Genomic DNA, 20,234 nt, shown 5'->3' with positions numbered 1-20,234 from the left:
CGTTGCCGAATCACCAAGCATTGCGCAAATGTCCGCTTGGCAGGACAATTCCCTCTGTTAAGTTTTTTCACCCGCATTGCTTGCGGGTGTTTTTGCCCCCATGTCTGCCTTCCGCTTGCGTTCCACCCTTTCCCTGATCCTCGTCGCAACTGCCCTTGGCGGTTGCGCCACATCGACAGCGCCTGTCACCCCTGCCCAACCGGTCGCTGTCGTCCAGGCCAAGGCGCCGCGCGCAGTCAAGATAGGACTGGCTCTCGGAGGCGGTGCCGCGCGCGGTTTTGCCCACATTGGCGTCATCAAAGTCCTTGAAGCGCAGGGAATCGTCCCCGATATCGTGGTGGGCACCAGTGCCGGCAGCCTGGTGGGTGCACTGTATGCCGCCGGCAATAACGGTTTTGCCCTGCACAAGATGGCGCTCGAAATGGAAGAGGCCGCCATTTCCGACTGGTCGATACCGCTGTTTGCACGATCAAGCGGTGTCCTGAAGGGTGAGGCATTGCAAGGGTATGTCAACAAGGCAGTCAACAACCTCCCGCTGGAAAAAATGAAGATTCCCTTTGGGGCTGTTGCGACCGATTTGCGTACCGGGACGCCAATGATTTTCCGCAAGGGCAATACCGGGCTGGCAGTACGGGCTTCTTCCGCCGTGCCCAGCGTATTCCAGCCGGTCCAGGTCGGCGGGCATACTTATGTCGACGGCGGCCTGGTGTCACCCGTGCCAGTTCGGTTCGCGCGGGAAATGGGCGCCGATTTTGTGATTGCCGTGAATATCTCTTCGCAGCCGGAATCGCAAGCTGCCTCCTCTTCGATGGAAATCGTGCTGCAAACCTTCGCCATCATGGGACAAAGCATCAACCAGTACGAATTGAAGGAAGCAGACGTGGTGATCAAGCCTGGGCTGGGCGGCATGAAAGGCAGTGATTTTGCAGGCCGTAACCTGGCCATACTTGCAGGCGAACAAGCAACATTGGCGCGGATGGCGGAGATCAAGCAGAAATTGCAGGCAATGCGCGCGCAATAAGCGTTGCAGCGATTGGACGACAATGCGGGATGGCGGCGGATCCGGGCAGGACCGCCTCAGGGTCAGTTGCTGGTTTCCGGCTCGTTGATGCGACGTGCACCGTTGAAACGGTTCTTCCAGTATGCAAGATCCATGCTTTCGATGCGTACCTGGCCTCCGGCGGAAGGCGAGTGGATGAACTTGTTGTCGCCGAGGTAAATGCCGACATGGGAGAAAGTGCGGCGCAGGGTATTGAAAAATACCAGATCACCCGGACGCAATTCATTATGGTTGACTTGCTCGCCGACCCGGCTGATTTCTTCGGCAGTACGCGGCAAGACCGTTCCCCACGCCTGCTTGAAGACGTGGCGCACCAGGCCGCTGCAATCCAGACCGCTTTCCGGCGAATTTCCACCCATTTTATAGCGGATGCCCAGCAAGCCCATGGCGTTAAGCGCGACTTCAGATGCGCGATTGGTAAACGCCTTGAAGCGGCTCGCAGGCGTCACTGGTACCGGGGGCGCGGAATCCAGCGGCAAGCCGTCTATTGCCGCAGCCGAACTGCACGCGAGCATGCCTGCCAGCAGAAGGGGCAACAGCTTGATGCAATACAACCGGCAGGAAGGTGAAAAAATTATCATTTTGATAATTTTGGGAAATAGACACATTGAATGTAAGCGAAAGTGGCATTGCTGTCAAAAATTGTTGCCACAAAATATCCTTTCAAGATAGAGTGGGTCATGGTTAAAGTTTCCTTGAAGCATGTTGACACATTCCTCTCCTGATATGCCGGTGAAGCCGCGCGTCCTGATCGCCGACGATTCCAGGATTGTACGGGCGACCCTGATCAAGCATATTCAGGGCATGTTCGATTTTCGCGAAGCGATGAATGGCGAGGAAGCATGGGAAACCCTGCTGATCGATCCGAGCATTCGCGTGGTGATAACGGACCTGTCCATGCCCCGGCTGGATGGCTATGGCTTGCTCGGGCGCATACGCGGCTCCGAAATCAGCCGCATCCGCAATCTGCCGGTGGTGGTGGTGTCGGGCAGCGATGAGCAGTCCGAGCGCGACCGCGCCAAGGCTGCCGGCGCCAATGATCTGATTACCAAGGGCATCGAAACTGCGCAATTGCTGTCGCGCCTGGATGTCCTCGCCAAGCTGGTTAACACGCAGCGCGAATTCGAGCGCAGCCTGGAAGTCCTGGCGAAAAACATGACATCCGCCACGCAACTGCAGCTGGCAACGCCGGCCGCGCTGGATTCGCATGCGACCAAGGCGCTCACCATCGCGCTGGGCAACCGCAAGAATTTCGTCATTCTGAATGTCATGGTCGGTTTGCGCCATGCCGAACTCGATGGCCAGGCCATGTCGCCACCTGCGCCGGTGGTCCATGCGGTCGGCCAGCTCCTGCAGCGCACGATCCGACAGTCCGACCGGGTGGCGCAAACGGGGGAGGCGGAATTCGTCCTGGCCACCGGCAGCATCCACTTCGATTCCGCGCGCAATTTCGCCCAGCGTATTTGCCGTGCCATTTCCAATGCCAACATGGTCAGGGATGAGCACATGTCCTTCATTGCCAGCTGCGGACTGGTGTCGCTGTCCGAACAATACGGGGAAGGCGATATTCGCCCCAGCCTGGCGGATCTGAAGGAGGTCGCCTGGCGTCGCGCCCGACTGGGACTGAATCTTGCCACGACAGGCGTAGTCGGGGTGGAAGAGGAGCTGGCCTTCGGCAAGGATGGCCGCTTGCCGCCCATGTCCCTGCCTGAAATCGTCACTGCGGCCTCGTCCGGACGCCAGGCTGAACCTGCGCCGGCTACAGCTGCTTCCGGCGTTTCCTTTTTTCAGTCGCACGATGGCCAGGAGGGGCAGGCCGAGCCGATCGAACTTTCCACGCTGGTGCGCTGGATCCGCGAGGGCAAGCAGGATAAGGTGTTGCAGCACATGCAAGACCTCTCGCAGGAGTTGAAGCCGCTGGTGGAGTTGCTGATTCGGCAAGGCCAGGCCTGAAGCGGATTGCGCTGCCAGGTGTCCCCGTAAAAACGCCCAGTACCGTGGCCGCAGGTAGTTGCCTTTGCCTGGCATGTCCTTTTGCGCTATAATCGTACGGTTTAACTAATTTCATTCCGTCGTAGCGCATACCCCCTCCCAATCGTCCAGAATCGGCCATTATTCGCCCACAAGCGCGCCCACAAGCGGTCTTGCGCGGGTGACGATGACAGGTCGGTCAGGCACGGCGCAGCGACGGTAACAATTTCAGGAGTTACCCTTGCTGCCTTTTTTTTCTGGCCAAACAGTACCGGCCATCCTGGCTCTCGCTGACGGGTCAATCTTTCAGGGTTTTTCCATCGGCGCCCCCGGCCAGACCATCGGTGAAGTGGTGTTCAACACTTCCATGACCGGTTACCAGGAAATCCTGACCGATCCCAGTTACAGCCGTCAGATCGTTACCCTGACATATCCCCACATCGGCAATGTCGGCATCAATCCGGAAGATATCGAAGCCGCCAAGGTGCATGCCGCCGGCCTGATCATCAAGGACCTGCCGCTGCTGGCCTCGAACTTCCGTTCGCGCCAGACCCTGCCGGACTACCTGAAGGCCGAAGGCATCGTCGCCATCGCCGGCATCGATACCCGCAAGCTGACCCGCATCCTGCGCGAGAAGGGCGCCCAGAGCGGCGCCATTATCGCCGGCCATGACCTGGTCGCCAGCCGCGCCGTCGATCTGGCCCAGTCTTTTCCGGGGCTGGCTGGACTGGACCTGGCCAAGGTGGTCAGCACCGAAAAGTCCTATGTCTGGAATGAAACCGAATGGAAGCTCGGCCAGGGGTACGGCAAGCAGATCGCGCCGAAATTTCACGTGGTCGCCTATGATTTCGGCGTCAAGTACAACATCCTGCGCATGCTGGCCGAGCGTGGCTGCAAGGTGACCGTGCTGCCGGCGCAGGCAAGCGCGGCGGACGCACTGGCGCTGAATCCGGACGGTATTTTCCTGTCCAATGGCCCCGGCGACCCGGAACCCTGCGATTACGCCATTGCCGCCACGCGCGAGTTGATCGAGAGCGGCTTGCCGACATTCGGCATCTGCCTCGGCCACCAGATCATGGCGCTGGCCTGCGGCGCCAAGACCGTCAAGATGAAATGCGGCCACCATGGCGCCAATCACCCGGTGCAGGACCTCGACACCAAGCAGGTGATGATCACCTCGCAAAACCACGGCTTTGCTGCCGATGCCGATAGTCTGCCGGCGAACTGCCGCGTCACCCATGTGTCGCTGTTCGATGGCACCCTGCAGGGTTTTGAGCGCACCGACCGTCCGGCCTTCTGCTTCCAGGGACACCCGGAAGCGTCGCCCGGCCCGCATGACATCGCCCCCTTGTTCGATCGCTTTATCGGACTGATGTCCAAGGCGAAGATGGAGAAACAGAATAATGCCTAAGCGTTCAGATATTAAAAGCATCCTGATCATTGGCGCTGGCCCGATCATCATCGGCCAGGCCTGCGAATTCGACTATTCCGGCGCCCAGGCCTGCAAGGCCCTGCGCGAAGAAGGCTACAAGGTCATCCTGGTCAACAGCAATCCTGCGACCATCATGACCGACCCGGAAATGGCCGATGTCACCTATATCGAGCCGATCACCTGGCAAGTCGTGGAACGCATCATCGACAAGGAGCGTCCTGACGCCATCCTGCCGACCATGGGCGGCCAGACCGCGCTGAATTGCGCGCTTGACTTGCATCGCCATGGCGTGCTGGACAAATACAAGGTCGAACTGATCGGCGCCACGCCCGAAGCCATCGACAAGGCCGAAGACCGCTCCAAGTTCAAGGATGCGATGACCAAGATCGGCCTGGGTTCGGCCAAGTCCGGCGTGGCCCACACCCTGGACGAATCCTGGGCAGTGCAGAAAGAGCTTGGCTTCCCGGTCATCATCCGTCCATCGTTCACCATGGGCGGCACCGGCGGCGGCATTGCCTACAACGCTGAAGAATTCGAAGCCATCTGCAAGCGCGGCCTGGAAGCCTCGCCCACCACGGAACTGCTGATCGAGGAATCGCTCCTCGGCTGGAAAGAGTACGAGATGGAGGTGGTGCGCGACAAGAAAGACAATTGCATCATCGTCTGCTCGATCGAAAACCTCGACCCGATGGGCGTGCATACCGGCGACTCGATCACCGTTGCGCCGGCACAGACCCTGACCGACAAGGAATACCAGATCATGCGCAATGCCTCGCTGGCAGTGCTGCGCGAGATCGGCGTCGACACCGGCGGCTCCAACGTGCAATTCTCGGTCAATCCGAAAGACGGCCGCATGATCGTCATCGAGATGAACCCGCGCGTGTCGCGCTCCTCCGCGCTGGCCTCCAAGGCGACCGGCTTCCCGATCGCCAAGATCGCCGCGAAACTCGCGGTTGGCTTTACGCTGGATGAGCTGCGCAACGAAATTACCGGCGGCGCCACGCCGGCATCCTTCGAGCCGTCGATCGATTACGTCGTCACCAAGATCCCGCGCTTCGCGTTCGAGAAATTCCCGACTGCCGACGACCACCTGACCACGCAGATGAAATCGGTGGGCGAGGTGATGGCGATCGGCCGCACCTTCCAGGAATCCTTCCAGAAAGCCCTGCGCGGCCTGGAAGTCGGCGTTGATGGCATGAATGAAAAGACCACCGACCGCGAAACCATCGAGGAAGAGCTGGGCGCTCCGGGGCCGGATCGCATCTGGTACGTCGGCGACGCCTTCGCGCACGGCTTCTCGCTGGAAGAAGTGCAGCAGCTGACGCACATCGATCCGTGGTTCCTGGTACAAATCAAGGAAATCGTCGACATCGAATTGTGGCTGGAAACCCAGAGCCTGGATGCGCTCGACCGCGATACCCTGTTCCGCCTGAAGCAAAAGGGTTTTGCCGACCGTCGCCTGGCCAAGCTCCTGAAGACCACCGACACTGCAGTGCGCGAAAAGCGCCATGCGCTCAACATCCGTCCGGTGTACAAGCGCGTCGATACCTGCGCCGGCGAGTTCGCCACCAACACGGCCTACATGTACTCGACCTATGATGACGAGTGCGAATCGCAGCCGACCGGCAAGAAAAAGATCATGGTGCTGGGCGGCGGTCCGAACCGCATCGGCCAGGGCATCGAGTTCGACTATTGCTGCGTGCATGCCGCGCTGGCGATGCGCGAGGATGGCTATGAAACCATCATGGTCAACTGCAACCCCGAAACCGTCTCGACCGACTACGATACCTCCGACCGCCTGTACTTCGAGCCGCTGACGCTGGAAGACGTGCTCGAAATCGTCGACAAGGAAAAGCCTTACGGCGTGATCGTGCAATACGGCGGCCAGACGCCATTGAAGCTCGCCCTGGACCTGGAAGCCAACGGCGTGCCGATCGTCGGCACGTCGCCCGACATGATCGATGCCGCCGAAGACCGCGAGCGTTTCCAGAAGATGCTGCAGGAACTCGGCTTGCGCCAGCCGCCCAACCGCACTGCGCGCACCGAAGAAGAGGCGCTGCGCCTGGCGCAGGAAATCGGCTACCCGCTGGTGGTGCGTCCGTCCTACGTGCTGGGCGGCCGCGCCATGGAAATCGTCCACGAGCAGCGCGACCTCGAGCGCTACATGCGCGAAGCGGTCAAGGTGTCGCACGATTCGCCGGTGCTGCTGGACCGCTTCCTCAATGACGCCATCGAAGTCGACGTCGATTGCCTCTCCGACGGCAATCGCACTTTCATCGGCGGCGTCATGGAGCACATTGAACAGGCTGGCGTGCACTCGGGCGACTCGGCCTGCTCGCTGCCGCCGTATTCGCTGTCGCAGCCGACCATCGACGAGATCAAGCGCCAGACCGCCGCCATGGCAAAGGGCCTGAACGTGGTGGGGCTGATGAATGTGCAGTTCGCCATCCAGCAGAAGGAAGTCGATGGCAAGTTGCAGGACATCGTCTTCGTGCTGGAAGTCAATCCCCGCGCTTCCCGCACCGTGCCCTTCGTTTCCAAGGCCACCGGCCTGCAGCTGGCGAAAATCGCCGCGCGCTGCATGGTCGGGCAGTCGCTGGAAAGCCAGGGCATCGCCAGCGAAGTCGTGCCGGGCTACTACAGCGTCAAGGAAGCCGTGTTCCCGTTCGTGAAATTCCCTGGCGTCGATACCATCCTCGGGCCGGAAATGAAATCGACCGGCGAAGTCATGGGCGTGGGCAAGACATTCGGCGAAGCTTTCGTGAAATCGCAACTGGGCGCCGGCGTCAAGCTGCCGACCTCGGGCAAGGTGTTCCTCTCGGTGAAGTCGAGCGACAAGCCGCGCGCAGTGCAGGTGGCGCGCGACCTCGTGGCGATGGGCTTCCAGGTAGTGGCGACCAAGGGCACGGCAGCGGCGATCGAAGCCTCCGGCATTCCTGTGGCGACCGCCAACAAGGTGGTCGAAGGCCGTCCGCATATCGTCGACATGATCAAGAATAACGAGATTGCCCTGGTCATCAACACGGTCGAGGAAAAGCGCAATGCGATCGTCGACTCCCGCGCCATCCGTACTTCGGCGCTGGCGGCGCACGTCACGACATTCACCACCATCGCCGGTGCGGAAGCGGCAGTGCAGGGCATGCGTCACCTGAACGCCCTGGACGTCTACGATTTACAAGGCTTGCATAAGTCTTTACACTAAGCTGATCTGCAACTCCCTCACAGAGGTCACAGAAAGTGCCTTACGGCACGGTTTGTGACCTCTGTGTTTTCTTTTGAGTATAAAAACATGAACACAGTACCCATCACCAAATACGGCGCTGAATTGCTGAAGGAAGAATTGCAGCGCCTGAAGCACAAGGAACGTCCGGCCGTCATCAATGCCATCTCCGAAGCGCGCGCCCAGGGCGACCTTTCGGAAAACGCCGAGTACGACGCCGCCAAGGAAAAGCAAAGCTTCATCGAAGGCCGCATCGCCGAACTCGAAGGCAAGCTGGGCGCGGCGCAGATTATCGATCCGGCCTTGCTCGACGCGGATGGCCGCGTGGTGTTCGCCTCGACCGTTTACCTGGAAGAGCTGGAATCCGGCGACAAGGTGACGTACCAGATCGTCGGCGAGGACGAGGCCGATATCAAGGTGTCGAAAGTGTCGGTGACTTCGCCGATCTCGCGCGCGCTGATCGGCAAGTCCGCCGGCGACGTGGTCGAAGTGAATGCGCCTTCCGGCCCGCGCGAATATGAAATCCTTGACGTGAAATATATCTGAGCATGCTGGCAACGCGTGCGCGGGCAGTGCTGGCGACCCTGTGGGTCGGCAGCCTCTGGACCATCGGCTACATCGTGGCGCCCACCCTGTTCGCCGCCCTGGACGACCGTTCGCTGGCCGGCACGCTGGCAGGTCGCATGTTCCATATCGAAGCCTGGGTAACGATAGTCTGTGCCATGCTGCTGGCGGTGCTGGTGGCGCGCGCAGGGGCAGCCTTTGAAGCGCGCCAGCGCAAGCAGATCCTGATCGTGATTGGCGTCATGCTGCTGTGCACGCTGGCCAGCCATTTCGGCATCCAGCCGCACATGGCGGCATTGCGAGCCGCCGCCGGACCCGGCGCTGCCATGCCAGCCGAGCTTCAGGCGAGCTTTGGCCGCCTGCACGGCATATCGAGCGCGATTTACATGGTGCAGAGCGTGCTGGGCCTGGTGCTGGTATTGAAGCTCAACCAGGCTAAATAGCGATCGCAACTGGCGCGGGGCAGGTTGCCCCGGCCGTTCAGCCGCGGCTGGAGAGGGTTTTCTTGGTGCTGGTCTGGCGCGGTTTGGCGCGCTTGATGGAGCCGCCGGCGGTAACCCGCTCATTACCTTTCAGCATGACCTTGGTGACCGACGGCTTCTTGGTGCCGGTACGGCTCGGTTTGACAATGGTTACTTCGCGCAATCCCTTGCCGCGCCGCTCGGACGTTTCCTTGGCGGCATCCTGTTTCGGGCGGTAGACCACGAGCAATTTGCCGATATGCTGCACGGCGGCAGCATTCAACTGCTCGCAAATCGTATCGTAAATCGCCACGCGGGCTTCACGATCGTCGCCGAATACCCGCACCTTGATCAGGCCATGGGCATTCAGGCTCGCATCGATTTCCTTCAGGACGGCCGGCGTAAGGCCGGCTTCGCCGATGATGACGACAGGGTTCAGGCCATGGGCTTCGGCACGCAGTGCGCTGCGTTCGGCGGGAGTAAGCTTCAACATAACGATTAATATCCTTTAAAAGCAGTATTCTACGCGAATGGCAAAAAACAAATTCAACAAAAACTGGGTGCATGACCACCTCAATGACCCTTTCGTCAAGCAGGCGCAGAAGGAAGGATACCGGGCACGGGCAGTCTACAAGCTCAAGGAAATCGATGAGGCCGAAAAGCTGATCCGCCCGGGTCAGGTGATCGTCGATCTCGGCTGCACGCCGGGCAGCTGGTCACAGTACGCGCGCAACAAACTGTCAGGTCAGACTGGCGGCGGCATCAGCGGCACCATTATTGGCCTGGACATGCTGCCTATGGAGCCGATTGCCGACGTCCATTTCATCCAGGGCGACTTCCGCGAAGAAGCGGTGCTGGAGCAGCTCGAAGCGATCGTCGCAGGGCGCCAGGTGGACCTGGTGCTGTCGGACATGGCGCCCAACCTGTCGGGCGTGGCGATTGCCGATGCCGCGCGTGTGGAGGAGATTATCGACCTGGCACTGGATTTCTCCCGGGCGCACTTGAAACCTTCCGGCGCCTTGCTCGTCAAATGCTTCAACGGCACGGGGTACAACGACATCCTTGCCAAGTTCCGCCAAGAGTTCAAGACCGTGGTCTCGAAAAAGCCCAAAGCCAGCAAGGATAAGTCGTCCGAGATCTTCTTGCTGGGCAAAATCCTCAAAAATCCTGCCTGAAATCGGGCGTTGCGCCGGGAAATAGCCGAAATGTGTGAGTAAATTGCCATATGAGCCTTGTTTTTTCAGGGTTTTGGCCATATATCTCGCCTAGCAAGCGCCTGTTATTACGAGTAGAATCGTAGAAAATTGCCGTGAAAGAGGCGCATCCCTGCGTCGAAGGAGTCCTAGTGAATAACATGTTTTCCAAAGCCGCTGTCTGGGTGGTGATTGCCCTGGTCCTGTTTACGGTGTTTAAGCAGTTCGACGGGCGTTCCCTGTCCAATGGGGCAACTTCCATTCCGTATTCGGATTTCCTCGACGAGGTCAAGGCCAAGCGCATCAAGGAAGCGACCATCGAGGAGCGCACCCTGGTCGCCACGACGACCGAAGGCAAGAAAATCAAGACCGCGATTACCTATCTGGATCGCGGCCTGATTGGCGACCTGGTCAACAATGGCGTCAAGTTCGACGTGCGCCAGCCGGAAGAGCCTTCCTTCCTGTCGCAAATCTTCATTTCCTGGTTCCCGATGCTGCTGCTGATCGGCGTATGGATCTTTTTCATGCGGCAGATGCAGGGCGGCGGCAAGGGCGGAGCATTCTCCTTTGGCAAGTCCAAGGCGCGCATGCTGGATGAAAACGCGAATGCCGTGACGTTTGCCGATGTCGCCGGCTGCGACGAAGCCAAGGAAGAAGTCCAGGAACTGGTCGATTTCCTCCGCGACCCAAGCAAATTCCAGAAGCTGGGCGGGCGCATTCCGCACGGCGTCCTGATGGTGGGTCCTCCGGGTACCGGTAAAACCCTGCTGGCGCGCGCCATTGCGGGCGAAGCCAAGGTGCCGTTCTTCACCATTTCCGGTTCCGACTTTGTCGAGATGTTCGTCGGCGTGGGCGCTTCCCGCGTGCGCGACATGTTCGAGAATGCCAAGAAGCATTCTCCCTGCATCATCTTCATCGATGAAATCGATGCCGTTGGCCGTCATCGCGGCGCCGGCATGGGCGGCGGCAATGACGAGCGCGAACAGACCCTGAACCAGTTGCTGGTTGAAATGGATGGCTTTGAAGCCAATGCCGGCGTGATCGTCATCGCCGCCACCAACCGCGCCGATGTGCTCGACAAAGCGTTGCTGCGCCCGGGCCGCTTCGACCGCCAGGTCATGGTCGGTTTGCCCGATATCCGCGGCCGCGAACAGATCCTTTACGTGCACATGCGCAAGGTGCCCATTGCTCCCGACGTCAAGGCCGATATCCTGGCGCGCGGCACCCCGGGCTTCTCCGGCGCCGACCTTGCCAACCTGGTCAACGAAGCGGCGCTGTTTGCTGCCCGCCGCGGCAAGCGCCTGGTGGAAATGCAGGATTTCGAGGATGCCAAGGACAAGATCGTCATGGGGCCGGAGCGCAAGTCCGCCGTCATGCGCGAGGAAGAGCGCACCAATACCGCCTACCACGAGTCTGGCCATGCGGTCGTGGCCAAGCTCTTGCCGAAGGCGGATCCGGTCCACAAGGTCACCATCATGCCGCGCGGCTATGCCCTCGGCCTGACCTGGCAATTGCCCGAGCATGACCGCGTGAACATGTACAAGGACAAGATGCTGGAAGAAATCGCCATCCTGTTCGGCGGCCGCATTGCCGAGGAAGTGTTCATGCACCAGATGTCCACGGGCGCCTCGAACGATTTCGAGCGTGCCACCAAGCTGGCGCGTGCCATGGTCACCCGCTACGGCATGTCCGAATCGCTGGGCACGATGGTGTATGAAGATAACCAGAGCGAGGGTTACTTTGGCGGTACGTCCAAGACGATTTCGGAAGCGACCCAGCAAAAGGTCGACAATGAAATCCGCAGCATCCTCGATACGCAATATGCGCTGTCGCGCAAGCTGATCGAGGATAACCGCGACAAGGTCGAGATCATGGCCAAAACCCTGCTGGAATGGGAAACCATCGACGCCGACCAGATCAATGACATCATGGCAGGCCATGAGCCGCGTCTGCCCAAGGCCGGTGTGCCGGCCAAGCGCACGCCGCCGGATACGCCGGCAGGCGGCGTTTCGCCCAACGCCACTGCGCCGGCCTGACCGCTGCACCATGGCCTAGCTGTACGTTGTTCGTAACAGGGGTGAGGATGTTTCCTCACCCTTTTTCTTTTCCTGGAATAAATCACATGCAAGAATTTTTGCAATGCGGGCGCTACCGGCTGGCGCTCGGCCCCAAGGATCGTCCGCTGGTCATGGGGATTCTCAATATCACGCCGGATTCGTTTTCCGACAGCGGCCAGTTCATGCCACTGGACTCCGCCCTCGACCGCGCCGAACAAATGATTGCCGAAGGCGCCGACATGATCGATATCGGTGGCGAGTCGACCCGGCCGGGCGCTCCCGTAGTGTCGCTGGAAGAAGAGTTGCGGCGGGTCATGCCGACTCTCTATGCATTGCGCGATTGCGGCAAGCCGCTTTCGGTGGATACCTACAAGCCCGAAGTCATGAAAGAGGCATTGGCCGCGGGCGCGGACATGATCAATGACATCAATGGCTTCAATGCGCCGGGCGCGTTGACTGCAGTCAATGAAAGCGATTGTGGCTTGTGCATCATGCATATGCAGCGTGATCCGCAAACCATGCAGGCCGCCCCGGTTTATGAGGATGTTGTACGGAACGTGACGGACTACCTGCGCCAGCGCGTGGATGCAATGGCCGCTGCCGGCATTTCCCGCGCCCGCATGTGCATCGATCCGGGCTTTGGCTTTGGCAAAACGCTTGCGCATAATCTTGAATTGCTGAAAAATCTTGAAGTTCTCTTGCAGGAACTGCAATTGCCGCTTTTGGCCGGCATGTCGCGCAAGACCATGATTGGCATGCTGATCGGCAAGCCGGTCGAGCAGCGTGCCGCCGGCAGTGTTGCCGCCGCGCTGGTGGCTGCAGCGCATGGCGCACGCATCGTGCGGGTGCATGATGTGGCCGCGACGGTCGATGCGCTCAAGGTCTGGCAAGCGTCGCGGCAGGATGCTGCATGAATAAACTAACCAGGATTTGGTAAGGGAGTCGGAAAATATCATGTCACGTAAATATTTTGGCACCGATGGTGTGCGCGGACGTGTCGGCGAATTGCCGATTACGCCAGGTTTTGTCATGCGTCTTGGCTATGCTGCCGGGCGGGTGCTGGCACAGGGTGGCACTGGCAAGGACGGGGGCAAGAAGACGGTCCTGATTGGCAAGGACACACGGATTTCCGGCTACATGCTGGAAGCTGCGCTGGAGGCCGGTTTTTCGGCTGCCGGCGTCGACGTCATGCTGGCCGGGCCGGTACCGACACCAGCGGTGGCTTACCTGACACGCGCCTTGCGCTTGTCGGCTGGCGTGGTGATCTCGGCATCCCACAATCCGTACCATGATAATGGCATCAAGTTTTTTTCCGCGCAGGGCAACAAGTTGCCGGACGCTGTAGAAACCGCCATTGAGGAAGCGCTGGAAATGCCAATTGATTGCGTGCCGTCCGAGAGGCTGGGCAAGGCCAGGCGCCTCGATGATGCGCAAGGGCGCTATATTGAATTTTGCAAAAGCACGTTTCCCAACGAGCTGGATTTGCGCGGCATGAAAATCGTCGTCGATTGCGCGCATGGCGCGGCGTATCATATTGCACCGCACGTGTTCCACGAACTGGGTGCGGAAGTGGTCGCCATCGGCAACCAGCCCAATGGCGTCAATATCAATGACGGTTACGGTGCGACGGCGCCCAAGGCCCTGGCAGCAGCCGTGCTGGAGCAGCATGCTGACCTGGGCATTGCGCTGGATGGCGATGCAGATCGCCTGATCATGGTCGATGGCGCAGGGCGGATCTACAATGGCGACGAGTTGTTGTACGTGATGGTCAAGGATCGCATGGCCAACGGCGGCTTGCCTGGCGCGGTCGGCACGCTCATGACCAACATGGCGCTGGAAGTGGCATGCCGGGAGATGGGCGTGGGTTTTGCGCGCGCCAAGGTCGGCGATCGCTATGTTCTGGAAGTGCTGCAGGAACGCGGCTGGCAAGTAGGCGGGGAGGGCTCGGGCCACCTGCTGTTCCTGGACAAGCATACGACAGGCGATGGCATTGTCTCGGCACTGCAAGTGCTGTCCGCCTTGCGGCGCAGCGGCCTTACCCTGCAGCAGGTCACGGCCGATATCGCCATGTATCCGCAAACGCTGATCAACGTGAAAGTGGCGCCTGGTTTCGACTGGCAAAAGAATGCCGCGGTTGTCGAGGAAAAGGGCATTGTGGAGCGCGAACTCGGCGATACCGGGCGTGTGCTGATCCGCGCTTCCGGTACCGAGCCCCTGCTGCGGGTCATGGTCGAGGCCAAGAATGCCGACGTGGCCCAGAACATGGCGCACCGCCTGGCAGACAAGGTCAAGGCTGCCTGAGCATTTCCGGATTGGCCCGATGCGTATTTTGCGATACATTGATTGACCATATCGCGATGCTTCTGTATAATCATTGATCTTCGGAGTGTAGCGCAGCCCGGTAGCGCACCTGGTTTGGGACCAGGGGGTCCAAGGTTCGAATCCTTGTACTCCGACCAGTAATACCCGAACGGGCTGTCTTTGACAGCCCGTTTTCATTTCCGTCTTCAGTTTCCCGACTGCCCATAGCTCAGTTGGATAGAGCAACGGCCTTCTAAGCCGTAGGTCGCAGGTTCGACTCCTGCTGGGCAGGCCAATCGCTTTCACCTCTCAACGATAGTGCGCATGGATCAGATTTGTCTGTATCGACTTTGGGCACTAATTGCTCCGCATTCGTTTTTACTTGGCTTTGCCCACGATCGATTCTTGTCCGCCGGTCAATCTTGAGCGCGTCAATCACACCGTTTGCCAAGTTTTGGCACTAAAGCAGTTGTTAATTTTCTTTCTCCTATATTCATGGGTTGGCGCATGCCGCGATAGCAGATATGCCATCTTGCCCAATAGACATAAGCTGTTTATCTTCAGATGTTCTAGTGGTTGTTAATAACGCAATATTGGCGTTGGTCTATTTGCTGGAATGAAAGGATTTGGATTGAACAGGCGATTGAGCCTTAATGAATAGAGAGTTCCTAACAAAGCGCCGCCGCACGACGAAATTCCATGCGTGCCATCATTCGCGTCGTCATGTTGCTGCTGAAGTGAAGGGCGAACCATTTCTCCTTCGGATCCACGAACATTGTGGTTCCGCTGATGCCCGACCACGTCATTTCTCCTGCCGCACAGGGCATGGCGCCCGGACCCCAATCGAGACGGACCGCGAATCCGAGACCAAAACCAAATCCGGGGCCGGTAAACGAGGTCGGACCGACGACGCTTTCCGGGAGCTGATTGCGCCCCATTTCCTCGAACAGGTTTTCCGATAGCATTCGCTCGCCGTTAATGTATCCGCCATTGGCGAGCATGCGGGAAAAGCTGGCAAAGTCGCCAAGAGTAGACACCAGGCCACCGCCGCCACAGTGCATGAACGGCAGGCCTGGTTTGGGTATTCCGTATTTGGGGACAAAGGTATGCCATGCCGTATCGGTAGCAAATGCAGACGCCAGGCGGGCTTGCTCGGATTTGGGTACCTCAAAGCCGGTTTCGCGCATGCCCAACGGATCCAGTATCCGTGTCTTGAGACTTTTCCCAAGTGATACGCCGTCAATTTTTTCGACAATCATGCCCAGCACATCGGTTGCATAACCATAATTAAAGGCGGTGCCAGGTTGTGCTGCCAGAGGCAATGCCGCGAGTGCACCAAGAAAGGCGCTGCCCTCGTAGATTGGCGTCTGCGTGAGGAAATTCGCGTTCTGGTATTTTTGGCGCACGTCGCTATCCTGGATTGCCCAGCCGTAGTCCAGCCCAGCTGTATGGCGCATGAGGTCACGAACGGTAGGTGCGCGCTGTGGGCGCTCGCCTGACGGCAAGCGCTGATCTTTCAGCACCGGCAGATAATCGCTCACAGGTGCGTCCAGGGCAATGTGTCCCTCATCGACTTGCATCAGGGCCGCAAAGGTCACGATCGTTTTAGTCAGTGATGCAAGACGGAACAGCGCGCCGTCGTGCATCGGTATATCGCTTTCCGGGCCAATCAGCCCTGCGGCCTGGTGCGCCAAAACCTTGCCTGCTCGCTCAACATGCACCAAGGCGCCGGGGCAATGGCGCGATTGAATTTGATAGTCGAGTAAGCGGTCAATGTTGTTGGTCATTGGATCTCCAAAACGGGTGCAGACAAGTTTTTGCGTGGGCGGTGGCGCGTTCATGTTCATGCGCCGTTGCAGCTACGATTAAACTCGGTTGTGATAAGTGGTTAGGTTGAATGTTGCGCTGCAATTATAGTAAGGTAATTATATTTGCGGAAACGCCTGCAGTGGGGCTGAATAACGGAACAGAAATACAGCACTAATACAACGGCGCCGTGCTTGTCGGCAGTATTGCGAAAGCTTTCTTGTAGGCGTTTAATATAAAGAACGATAAAGTAATACCAAATAACAAGAAGAAATCATGGCATCGATCCTGGAGACGCAAATTTCTGAAATGCTGGCAGCGACCGCGCATGCGCGAGCGTTGTCCGATGTGCTCGACCTGTTTGCGAAAGCGCTGGCTACGGTCCCGGGCATTGATGGATATTGGGTCAATCTCCTGAATGCTTCCGGCGATTCTCTGCGTTGCATGAAGCTCCGGCTAACGCCAGAGTATCGCAATCTTGAAGAAAATTATCTCGGCCATTCTGTCCAATTGTCCGATGTCCAGGTCAATACACGGGCCTTCAAGTCATGTTCGGTTATCCGTATTACCGTTGAAAATGCCAACGACGCGGAGCGGCAAATTTTGCTCTATTGGAAGGCGCAGTATCTGGTCGCCATTCCGATCTGTGATCCCGATACACCTGGGCAAACACCAATTGGCGTACTGCTCTTGATGGGGACTGTCGGCGGGCTGCTTGACGATGCGTTGCAAGCTGCCCGCTCGCTCATTGATACGTTTTACTTATGTCTGGCCAACTGGCTCAGGATGAGCCACTTGGAGGCATTGCACCAGGAAGCGCAGTCGGCAGTCAGTGCCAATCACCGGCTACTCGACTTTCTCGAAGAAATGAGCAGCCTGACATCAGTCGAGAAAATTTATGAATTATTTTCCGCTGAGTTGTTCCGCCAACTTAAGTTCGATATTGCCGCCTATGTGGCCTTGCAAGGTGAGCAGCTAGTGTTGGAAAAGATCGTCGGCGCCACGCCGGCACTGCAAGATACGAGCGACGCGTGGCAGGCATTCCAGTCACAGTTTCCGTATGAAATGGATGAGGCTAGCAGCTGCGCAATCTATGTATTCATGCGCAACTCTCATTTCCTGGTGCATGATTTGCAGCAGATCATGCATCTGCCAATGGCCAAGTTCGACCGGCGCAGCCTCGGCTTTCTTGAACGGCCCCGTACGCTTTTTTTATCCGCGATCCGATATCACAAGCAGCCAGTCGGCGTGCTTGGCCTGTATAGCCTGAGCGAACCCTTGTCGCTGTCGGAAAATGATCTGCAGCTGCTGGAACAGCTTACCGCATTTCTCGGCACGGCATTGACCAACAGCCGCTTGTATGCGACCAGCCAGGCGCAGAATGCCGAGATTGGACGCCTAAATCTGCAACTGCAGGAAAAGGTCAGCCAGCTGGCTGAGCTTGCGTCTACCGACCAACTGACCGGCCTGTTCAATTTTCGCAGTTTTGGGCAGGAACTCGAGCGACGCTTACAGGAAGCAGCGCGAGCGTCGGACAAGAAAGACCTGTCGCTGGTTGTGCTAGACATCGATCATTTCAAAAGCTTCAACGACCGTTTCGGTCATGCTGCCGGCAATGACGTTCTGGCGGCTATTGCGCGCGAGCTCAATCGGCACATTCGTCAGACCGATATGGCATGCCGCTATGGCGGTGAAGAGTTCGTGGTGATATTGCCGAATTGCGATCTGGAAGGCGCACAGCTTCTGGCAGAACGCATTCGCTGTGGAATTGAACAGATCTGTGTGTCGACTTGCAATGGCGCGCACCGTATTACGATTTCCGCCGGCTGTACTGTACGCCGTGATGGTGACACGCAACTAACGCTTTTCGGCCGTGCCGATGAAGCATTGTATCAAGCCAAGGCGCAGGGGCGTAACCGCGTCTGCTGCGGGTAGCAAATCGACGATTATTTGCCAGCGCTGTCGCCCCAGCGTTTTGCATGATGCCCGGCCGGTACATGCAATAGATTTCTTGCGTTATCTCAACGACGCTTTCTCGCCAACTGTCACGCCAGATACCGGTGACAGTAATATGTAGCAGGATCTCCTGCCTCCGCGAGCATCGGTAACAAGGCTGGATTCCATCAAAATGCACAATAATCAGGAGGCAGGTCATGGAAGAAGATCTCGTTCGACGCATCGCATCGAATCCCCGTTATCAGAAGCTGGTTGCTACCCGTACCTCATTCGGTTGGATCCTGGCCGTGCTGATGCTGATCGTGTACTACGGCTATATCCTGCTGATCGCCTTCGACAAGGAATTCCTGGCAACCAGAATTGGCGACGGCGTGATGACCTGGGGCATACCGATCGGGCTGTTTGTCATCCTGTTCACCGTGATTATCACCGGTGTTTATGTTGCACGCGCCAACAAGGAATTCGACGACCTGACCGCAGCGATCCGCAAGGAGGTTTTGTAATGGCCAACTTCAGACACCTTACCGGCGCTGCAGTGTTGATGGTGTGTGCAGGCGCTGCCCGGGCCGCCGGTGATTCGCTCGGCCAGGCGGTAAAGCAGCCCACCAACTGGACCGCGATCGCCATGTTCGCGGTGTTCGTGGTATTCACGCTCTTCATCACCAAGTGGGCGGCGTCCAAGACCAAGTCCGCCGCCGACTTCTATACCGCGGGCGGCGGCATCACTGGCTTCCAGAATGGCCTGGCGATCGCCGGCGACTACATGTCGGCGGCTTCCTTCCTCGGCATTTCGGCGGCGGTGTACCTCAACGGCTATGATGGCCTGATCTATTCGATCGGCTTCCTCGTCGGCTGGCCGGTGCTGACCTTCCTGCTGGCCGAGCGCCTGCGCAATCTCGGGCGCTTTACCTTCGCCGATGTCGCCGCCTATCGTTTCTCGCAGACCCCCATCCGCGTATTCGCGGCCTCCGGCACGCTGGTGGTGGTGGCGTTTTACCTGATTGCCCAGATGGTGGGCGCCGGCCAGCTGATCAAGCTGCTGTTCGGTCTCGAGTACTGGATGGCCGTGGTCATCGTCGGCACCCTGATGATGGTGTACGTGCTGTTCGGCGGCATGACCGCAACCACCTGGGTGCAGATCATCAAGGCGATCATGCTGCTGTCCGGCGCCACCTTCATGGTCTTCATGGTGCTTTACCAGTTCAATTTCAGCCCCGAAGCGCTGTTTGCCAAGGCCGTCGAGGTGCATCCGAAGGCGCAGGCGATCATGGGGCCGGGCGGCTTCATCAAGGATCCCATTTCCGCCATTTCCTTCGGCATGGCGCTGATGTTCGGCACCGCCGGCTTGCCCCATATCCTGATGCGTTTCTTTACCGTGCCGAGCGCCAAGGAGGCGCGCAAGTCGGTGTTTTGGGCAACGACCTGGATCGCTTACTTCTATGTCCTGACCTTCATCATCGGCTTCGGCGCGATCGTCCTCGTCAGCACCAATCCGGTCTACAAGGATCTCGCCGGCAAGCTGCTTGGCGGTGACAACATGGCGGCAGTGCATCTGGCCAACGCGGTTGGCGGCAACGTATTCCTCGGGTTTATTTCTGCCGTGGCGTTCGCCACCATTCTTGCAGTGGTTGCGGGCCTGACCTTGTCCGGCGCTTCTGCGGTGTCGCACGACCTGTATTCCACCGTCATCAAAAAAGGCAAGGCCAGCAGCAAGGACGAGTTGAGCGTTTCCCGCATTACCACCATTGTGCTGGGGGTGGTTGCAGTCATCCTGGGTATCGTTTTCGAAAAGCAGAACATCGCCTTCATGGTATCGCTGGCATTCGCCGTCGCCGCATCCGCCACCTTCCCGGTATTGTTCATGTCGGTGATGTGGAAGGATTGCACCACGCGCGGCGCGACCATCGGCGGCTTTATCGGCCTGGTTACTGCGGTTGTCCTGACGATCCTGTCGAAGTCGGTCTGGGTGGACGTGCTGCATCATGCAAAGGCGGTTTATCCCTATACGTCACCTGCGCTGTTTTCCATGACTGCGGGCTTTTTGGGCATCTGGCTGTTTTCCATCATGGACAACAGCGAACGGGCGCGCCAGGATCGCGCCGGGTATGAGGCACAGAAAGTGCGTTCGGAAACCGGCATTGGCGCGGCTGCGGCATCCGGTCACTGATCGGGCCTGCCACGGCGCGAGGCGGGCACGGCAAGCTCGCCTCGCA

16 protein-coding genes and 2 tRNA genes are annotated in these 20,234 nt (G+C 58.6%); 15 read left to right on the top strand and 3 right to left on the bottom strand.

Annotated elements, in window-relative coordinates; all coding sequences use genetic code 11:
- The first annotated feature begins 100 nt into the window (after nucleotides 1–100).
- Complete coding sequence (locus EKL02_RS11580) at nucleotides 101–1,021, top strand: patatin-like phospholipase family protein (RefSeq protein WP_128902198.1); 921 nt, start codon at nucleotides 101–103, stop codon at nucleotides 1,019–1,021.
- 62 nt (nucleotides 1,022–1,083) lie between these two features.
- Here EKL02_RS11580 and EKL02_RS11575 read toward each other — a convergent pair whose 3' ends face one another.
- Nucleotides 1,084–1,641 (bottom strand): C40 family peptidase, encoded by a 558-nt coding sequence (locus EKL02_RS11575; protein ID WP_128902197.1) that lies wholly within the window; start codon nucleotides 1,639–1,641, stop codon nucleotides 1,084–1,086.
- 121 nt (nucleotides 1,642–1,762) lie between these two features.
- Here EKL02_RS11575 and EKL02_RS11570 point away from each other — a divergent pair, with 121 nt between their 5' ends.
- The 5 genes from EKL02_RS11570 (at nucleotide 1,763) to EKL02_RS11550 (ending at nucleotide 8,690) form a co-directional block, all read left to right on the top strand.
- Complete coding sequence (locus EKL02_RS11570; RefSeq protein ID WP_128902196.1) at nucleotides 1,763–3,013, top strand: response regulator; 1,251 nt, start codon at nucleotides 1,763–1,765, stop codon at nucleotides 3,011–3,013.
- A gap of 259 nt (nucleotides 3,014–3,272) precedes the next feature.
- Complete coding sequence (carA, locus tag EKL02_RS11565; protein ID WP_128902195.1) at nucleotides 3,273–4,442, top strand: glutamine-hydrolyzing carbamoyl-phosphate synthase small subunit; 1,170 nt, start codon at nucleotides 3,273–3,275, stop codon at nucleotides 4,440–4,442.
- Entirely contained in the window at nucleotides 4,435–7,665 is a 3,231-nt protein-coding gene (carB, locus tag EKL02_RS11560) for a carbamoyl-phosphate synthase large subunit (RefSeq protein WP_128902194.1), read from the top strand. Before carA ends, carB begins: the two co-directional genes overlap by 8 nt.
- A gap of 87 nt (nucleotides 7,666–7,752) precedes the next feature.
- The gene (greA, locus tag EKL02_RS11555) at nucleotides 7,753–8,229 is read left to right on the top strand and encodes a transcription elongation factor GreA (RefSeq protein WP_128902193.1); all 477 of its coding nucleotides are present in this window, start codon (nucleotides 7,753–7,755) and stop codon (nucleotides 8,227–8,229) included.
- Nucleotides 8,230–8,231: 2 nt separating this feature from the next.
- Entirely contained in the window at nucleotides 8,232–8,690 is a 459-nt protein-coding gene (locus tag EKL02_RS11550) for a DUF4149 domain-containing protein (RefSeq protein WP_128902192.1), read from the top strand.
- Between the two features lie 37 nt (nucleotides 8,691–8,727).
- Here EKL02_RS11550 and EKL02_RS11545 read toward each other — a convergent pair whose 3' ends face one another.
- Complete coding sequence (locus tag EKL02_RS11545; RefSeq protein WP_128902191.1) at nucleotides 8,728–9,201, bottom strand: YhbY family RNA-binding protein; 474 nt, start codon at nucleotides 9,199–9,201, stop codon at nucleotides 8,728–8,730.
- Nucleotides 9,202–9,238: 37 nt separating this feature from the next.
- Between EKL02_RS11545 and EKL02_RS11540 the strand changes: the two genes are divergently transcribed.
- The 6 genes from EKL02_RS11540 (at nucleotide 9,239) to EKL02_RS11515 (ending at nucleotide 14,554) form a co-directional block, all read left to right on the top strand.
- Complete coding sequence (locus EKL02_RS11540) at nucleotides 9,239–9,883, top strand: RlmE family RNA methyltransferase (RefSeq protein WP_128902190.1); 645 nt, start codon at nucleotides 9,239–9,241, stop codon at nucleotides 9,881–9,883.
- Nucleotides 9,884–10,053: 170 nt separating this feature from the next.
- Entirely contained in the window at nucleotides 10,054–11,937 is a 1,884-nt protein-coding gene (gene ftsH / locus EKL02_RS11535; protein ID WP_128902189.1) for an ATP-dependent zinc metalloprotease FtsH, read from the top strand.
- 86 nt (nucleotides 11,938–12,023) lie between these two features.
- The gene (gene folP, locus EKL02_RS11530) at nucleotides 12,024–12,872 is read left to right on the top strand and encodes a dihydropteroate synthase (protein ID WP_128902188.1); all 849 of its coding nucleotides are present in this window, start codon (nucleotides 12,024–12,026) and stop codon (nucleotides 12,870–12,872) included.
- A gap of 40 nt (nucleotides 12,873–12,912) precedes the next feature.
- On the top strand, nucleotides 12,913–14,259 hold the full coding sequence (gene glmM, locus EKL02_RS11525) for a phosphoglucosamine mutase (RefSeq protein WP_128902187.1): 1,347 nt from the start codon (nucleotides 12,913–12,915) through the stop codon (nucleotides 14,257–14,259).
- 81 nt (nucleotides 14,260–14,340) lie between these two features.
- Nucleotides 14,341–14,417 (top strand) — tRNA-Pro (locus tag EKL02_RS11520).
- A 60-nt stretch (nucleotides 14,418–14,477) separates the two neighbouring features.
- Nucleotides 14,478–14,554 (top strand) — tRNA-Arg (locus EKL02_RS11515).
- Nucleotides 14,555–14,927: 373 nt separating this feature from the next.
- On the opposite strand, the gene EKL02_RS11510 is transcribed toward EKL02_RS11515, so the two are convergent.
- On the bottom strand, nucleotides 14,928–16,046 hold the full coding sequence (locus EKL02_RS11510) for a serine hydrolase domain-containing protein (protein ID WP_164932015.1): 1,119 nt from the start codon (nucleotides 16,044–16,046) through the stop codon (nucleotides 14,928–14,930).
- A gap of 295 nt (nucleotides 16,047–16,341) precedes the next feature.
- On the opposite strand from EKL02_RS11510, the gene EKL02_RS11505 reads away from it, so the two are divergent.
- From EKL02_RS11505 to EKL02_RS11495, 3 genes are all read left to right on the top strand, one after another.
- Entirely contained in the window at nucleotides 16,342–18,000 is a 1,659-nt protein-coding gene (locus EKL02_RS11505) for a sensor domain-containing diguanylate cyclase (protein ID WP_128902185.1), read from the top strand.
- Between the two features lie 218 nt (nucleotides 18,001–18,218).
- The gene (locus tag EKL02_RS11500) at nucleotides 18,219–18,524 is read left to right on the top strand and encodes a DUF485 domain-containing protein (RefSeq protein ID WP_128902184.1); all 306 of its coding nucleotides are present in this window, start codon (nucleotides 18,219–18,221) and stop codon (nucleotides 18,522–18,524) included.
- 38 nt (nucleotides 18,525–18,562) lie between these two features.
- Nucleotides 18,563–20,188, top strand: a complete 1,626-nt coding sequence (locus EKL02_RS11495; protein ID WP_241687868.1) for a cation acetate symporter — start codon at nucleotides 18,563–18,565, stop codon at nucleotides 20,186–20,188.
- The last annotated feature ends 46 nt before the right edge of the window (nucleotides 20,189–20,234 follow it).

Origin of the sequence: Janthinobacterium sp. 17J80-10 (assembly GCF_004114795.1) — a bacterium.
GTDB lineage: Bacteria > Pseudomonadota > Gammaproteobacteria > Burkholderiales > Burkholderiaceae_D > Paucimonas.
The sequence above is the reverse complement of the archived record's forward strand: the minus strand, read 5'-3'. Positions and strand labels throughout refer to the sequence as shown.

What these genes read in the sequence shown, in the direction of transcription:
- EKL02_RS11550 (WP_128902192.1), top strand. Translation starts at nt 8,232, where the DNA reads ATGCTGGCAACGCGTGCGCGGGCAGTGCTGGCGACCCTGTGGGTCGGC.
- EKL02_RS11545 (WP_128902191.1), bottom strand. Translation starts at nt 9,201, where the DNA reads ATGTTGAAGCTTACTCCCGCCGAACGCAGCGCACTGCGTGCCGAAGCC.
- EKL02_RS11575 (WP_128902197.1), bottom strand. Translation starts at nt 1,641, where the DNA reads ATGATAATTTTTTCACCTTCCTGCCGGTTGTATTGCATCAAGCTGTTG.
- EKL02_RS11500 (WP_128902184.1), top strand. Translation starts at nt 18,219, where the DNA reads ATGGAAGAAGATCTCGTTCGACGCATCGCATCGAATCCCCGTTATCAG.
- EKL02_RS11570 (WP_128902196.1), top strand. Translation starts at nt 1,763, where the DNA reads ATGTTGACACATTCCTCTCCTGATATGCCGGTGAAGCCGCGCGTCCTG.
- EKL02_RS11540 (WP_128902190.1), top strand. Translation starts at nt 9,239, where the DNA reads ATGGCAAAAAACAAATTCAACAAAAACTGGGTGCATGACCACCTCAAT.
- folP (WP_128902188.1), top strand. Translation starts at nt 12,024, where the DNA reads ATGCAAGAATTTTTGCAATGCGGGCGCTACCGGCTGGCGCTCGGCCCC.
- EKL02_RS11495 (WP_241687868.1), top strand. Translation starts at nt 18,563, where the DNA reads ATGGTGTGTGCAGGCGCTGCCCGGGCCGCCGGTGATTCGCTCGGCCAG.
- glmM (WP_128902187.1), top strand. Translation starts at nt 12,913, where the DNA reads ATGTCACGTAAATATTTTGGCACCGATGGTGTGCGCGGACGTGTCGGC.
- EKL02_RS11505 (WP_128902185.1), top strand. Translation starts at nt 16,342, where the DNA reads ATGGCATCGATCCTGGAGACGCAAATTTCTGAAATGCTGGCAGCGACC.
- EKL02_RS11580 (WP_128902198.1), top strand. Translation starts at nt 101, where the DNA reads ATGTCTGCCTTCCGCTTGCGTTCCACCCTTTCCCTGATCCTCGTCGCA.
- greA (WP_128902193.1), top strand. Translation starts at nt 7,753, where the DNA reads ATGAACACAGTACCCATCACCAAATACGGCGCTGAATTGCTGAAGGAA.
- EKL02_RS11510 (WP_164932015.1), bottom strand. Translation starts at nt 16,046, where the DNA reads ATGACCAACAACATTGACCGCTTACTCGACTATCAAATTCAATCGCGC.
- carB (WP_128902194.1), top strand. Translation starts at nt 4,435, where the DNA reads ATGCCTAAGCGTTCAGATATTAAAAGCATCCTGATCATTGGCGCTGGC.